Genomic DNA, 2,529 nt, shown 5'->3' with positions numbered 1-2,529 from the left:
GGGCCGCGGGCGGCGCCGCCCGGTGGCGCCCGTCCGGGCCGGCGGGGCCGCGCGCGGGTTCGTCGGGTCGTTACCGTCCCTTGCGGGCGGCGCGCCGGCGGGCGAGGAAGACGCCGATCAGCATGCCGACCAGGATGGTCACGGTCAGGACGACCCAGAGCGGCATGGTGACGTCGGAGACCCAGAGCGTGATGGTCACCGACGCGGTGTTGACCGCGATGAACCAGACGGCGAGGACCGCGATGACGCCGACCGCGATGGTGCGCAGTCGTACCTCGCGGCCCTTGACCGTGAGACGTGACGGCTCGTGGTGCGTGCTGGTGTTCTGCGACATGGCTTCAGTATCGTGCGGTTTGCCTGATTCGTCCCCGGAGGGCACCCCTTCGGCGCCTCCGCCCGCCGGGCATGCGGCTCTGGCCCGCCGTGAGGTGCGGCCGCCGGGCGTCCGCGCGAAGCTCGAAGGATGACGGCGCTGGTGGTGATGCTGGAGATCGAGCAGCCGGCCACGGTCCACGACCTCGGCGGCGGCGAGCACGCCTCCGAGGGGCGTGCGGCCCTGGTGGTGCACGCGGCCCCGGTGGCCGCGGACGGCGGCCCGGCCGGGCGGACCTTCTGCGGCTCGGACACCTCCGGTCTCGAGCGCGATCCCTGGCAGCCGGCCGAGGACGCCGCCGTCTGGTACCCCTCGCGCTGGTCCCAGCGGGTCTGCGAGGAGTGCGCCGCCGCGGTGCGCGGCCGGTGAGCGGCAGCTGGCGGCCGCCGGGCGGAAGCCGTTGCGGCCCGGCCCGGTCGGATCCCGGGCCGGGCCGCCGGAGCGACCGGGCGGTCAGCGCCAGCTGTCGTGCAGCACCAGGGTGCCGGTCGGTGGGGTGACGGTGGCGTGGTTCGGTCCGTCCTCCCAGGCGACCGTGCCGTCGGGGTTCTTCTTCAGCAGCTTGTAGCGGACGGCGGTGTTCGGGGGCAGTTCGGCGAATCCGGTCCACTCCGGGTACACGGCGTAGCTGGTGCTGAGCGGCACGGCCTTGGCCGGGTCCCAGGCGCCGAGCTCGGCGAGGTCGCCGGAGACGTAGAGGCTCTGACCCCACGTGGTGGTGGCGATCGCGGTGAAGACGGCGGTCAGCGGGTGCTCGCCGGTGACGTTCCAGCGGTCCTCGAGGGTGGTCCCGCCGCCGCTGCCGGACAGGTAGACGGCGCGGTTCGGGATCGCCTCCCACTCGACCGCGCCGGTGGCGGTCCGCGTCAGGTACTTGTAGGCGAGCTGGCCGCCGGGCGGCAGCAGCAGGTCCACCGACCAGGTCGGATAGCTGCGGGCGTCGGTGGTGAGCGGTACGGCCCTGGCCGGATCCCAGGCGCCGAGTTCGGCGGTGCTGCCGGAGACCAGCACGGTGTCCCCGTACTCGGTGGCGGCCGTGACCTGCAGGTGCACGGGAGTGCCGAGGGCGCCACCGGTGGCCGCCCGGGCGGTCGCGGCGGGGCCGAGCAGGGCGACGATCAGGGCCGTGACCAGTGCGGGGAGCATCAGCAGGGGGCGCAGGCGGCCTGCGGTGCGGTGCGGCTGGGGGAACGTCATGTCCGTTGTCCTCCAGGTCGAATGGCGGCGCGGGGCGCCGCGGAGGGCGGACGGCCCGGGCTCGCGTGCGGCGTCGGAGGCGAGGGGCGGTCCAAGTGCTGCAAAGTCTTGCAGCAAGTTTCATGAGAATGGGCGAATTCCGGCCATGCGGAGGGCGGGCGCGCCGTGGGGGTGGGCGGTGCCGCATTCGACCTCGTCTGACCTGCGCACGACAGTCCGCTGTCGGGAGGCCCGGACACCCCGGCTCCGCCCGCCCGCAACCCGCCCGCAACCGGACGGGTCACGCCGGGGGCGCTGTCGTCACCGCACGTGACACGGAGGCCGCCCGACAACGGCGGGAACCGCGCCCTCCGTCTCGGGAGGGCGCGGCACCCTGGCTCAGCCGGTGCGGGCGAAGTCGCCCCAGACCGAGGCCCGGCCGCCCGCCGTGGCGGCGTCGATCCGGTACCAGTCGCCGCCCGCGTCCCGGCCACCGGCGTTGTGTCCGTACTGCCCCGCGAAGACTTGCTGCCCGACCGGGACCGTCCGGCCCGCCTTCAGCACCCAGCGGTAGACCAGCACGCCACCCTCCTCCCGGACGGTCGCCGTGAAGTCGGCCGAGTCCAGGGTCTGCCAGTGGCCGGTGTCCTTCACCCCGCCGGTTTGCGGCACGTGCAGCTCCAGCGTCAGCGCGGTGAGCACCTCGCGGGTCTTGAAGGTCACATTGCTCTGCGCCCAGGAGTCCGTGCTGTGCGGGTCGACCGAACCGTCCGCCCAGAGCGGGCCGTCCTCCGTCCGGCTCCCGACCGGCCTCGCCGAGGCCGGGCGGGCGGACGAGGGCGGGACGGACGGGGACGCCGAGGCGCTGTGCCGGGGCGGGGCCGACGGCGGGCGGGACCCGGAGGTCGGCGCAGGCAGGGCCTCGGGCGCGGCGGACGGCGGTGCGGTGCTCGCCACGGCGCTCCGCGAAGGGGCCGGTG

At 75.0% G+C, this 2,529-nt stretch carries 4 protein-coding genes and 1 pseudogene; 2 read left to right on the top strand and 3 right to left on the bottom strand.

Annotated elements, in window-relative coordinates; all coding sequences use genetic code 11:
• Positions 1-70: 70 nt before the first annotated feature.
• The gene (locus tag KSNIM_RS04750; RefSeq protein ID WP_263101963.1) at positions 71-334 is read right to left on the bottom strand and encodes a LapA family protein; all 264 of its coding nucleotides are present in this window, start codon (positions 332-334) and stop codon (positions 71-73) included.
• A 129-nt stretch (positions 335-463) separates the two neighbouring features.
• On the opposite strand from KSNIM_RS04750, the gene KSNIM_RS04745 reads away from it, so the two are divergent.
• Positions 464-742, top strand: a complete 279-nt coding sequence (locus KSNIM_RS04745) for a cytochrome P450 (RefSeq protein WP_263101962.1) — start codon at positions 464-466, stop codon at positions 740-742.
• 84 nt (positions 743-826) lie between these two features.
• Here the strand turns inward: KSNIM_RS04745 and KSNIM_RS04740 are convergent, their stop codons facing one another.
• Positions 827-1,570: a CBM20 domain-containing protein gene (locus KSNIM_RS04740; protein ID WP_263101961.1), complete on the bottom strand. Its 744-nt coding sequence runs from the start codon at positions 1,568-1,570 to the stop codon at positions 827-829.
• A 378-nt stretch (positions 1,571-1,948) separates the two neighbouring features.
• Positions 1,949-2,272 (bottom strand): hypothetical protein, encoded by a 324-nt coding sequence (locus tag KSNIM_RS04735; RefSeq protein WP_263101960.1) that lies wholly within the window; start codon positions 2,270-2,272, stop codon positions 1,949-1,951.
• On the opposite strand from KSNIM_RS04735, the pseudogene KSNIM_RS04730 reads away from it, so the two are divergent.
• Positions 2,262-2,529: pseudogene (locus tag KSNIM_RS04730) on the top strand (hypothetical protein); the annotation flags it as partial. The gene KSNIM_RS04735 and the pseudogene KSNIM_RS04730 overlap by 11 nt on opposite strands.

Source organism: Kitasatospora sp. DSM 101779 (genome assembly GCF_025655475.1).
Classification (GTDB): Bacteria; Actinomycetota; Actinomycetes; order Streptomycetales; family Streptomycetaceae; genus Kitasatospora.
Note: the sequence above shows the minus strand (reverse complement) of the source record. Positions and strands in the feature narration are given on the sequence as shown.